We start from the raw sequence: 859 nt of genomic DNA on the forward strand, positions 1-859 counted from the left end.
CCTGAGTTTGGTCATTTCGTTAGTGCGTGATCTCAGCGGTGGTGGAGGGCGTCGAGGAGGGTCTGCTTGTCGGTCGGGATCTGGGGCGGGAAGGTCTGCTGGCTGGCGTTGATCGCGATGGTGGCCGAGCGCAGTGGCCTGAGTTGGCGGATCACGTTGCGGATGGCCAGGCCCGTGCGGTTCTGGATCTCGCGGGATACGGCGAGGGCGGTGAAGACGATGGTCAGGTGGGCTTCGATCGCGTCACGCTTTCTGGCGAACAGTGGGCGGGCGCGGAGGTCTGTCTTGGACATTCTGAAGGAGGTCTCGACCTGCCAGAGGTCGTGGTAGGAGGAGATCACCTCTCCGGGGGGCATGATGCTGGCCGGGATGTTGGTGACATAGCCTTTAAGACCGACCAGGCGATGGGCCCTGGACAGGGCTGCCTCGTCCAGTCTGGGTGCGCCCTGGCCCTTCTTCACGAACCGCGGGGTGCGGGCGGCTTTCTCGCCGGCGACGACGGCTTTGGCCTTGTTCTCCTGCCGGGTGAGGGTCTTGGTGTCGCGGGCGGCGCGCTTGGCCGAGTAGGCCCACACGGCCCGCCAGGAGGCCTCGTGCTCGGCGGGGTTCCAGACCGGTTCGGCCTTCTTCGTGACGTCGTTGACGGCCTTGGCGCGCGTGGTGGACACCCGAGGGGTGATGGTGTCGATGACCTGGCCGTCGGTGAATGCATCGCCGTGCCAGCGGAAGTGGGAGGCCAGGTCGATCGGGGCCTTGGTCATCCTCGAGCCGACGATGAACCGTAGGTTCGCCTCGTCCAACTCTTTGAGGTTGGCCGCCGAGAGCATCCCGGCGTCGGCGACGACGACCATGTCGGCCA

General features: G+C 66.0%; 1 protein-coding gene. It reads right to left on the reverse strand.

Features of this window, described 5'->3' with window-relative positions; all coding sequences use genetic code 11:
• Positions 1-32 precede the first annotated feature (32 nt).
• A partial coding sequence (locus ACO0LV_RS18480; protein ID WP_424789385.1) for an IS1634 family transposase occupies positions 33-859 on the reverse strand: 827 nt, incomplete at its 5' end.

This window comes from Pseudactinotalea sp. Z1739 (assembly GCF_049725055.1).
Lineage (GTDB): Bacteria > Actinomycetota > Actinomycetes > Actinomycetales > Beutenbergiaceae > CALKWS01.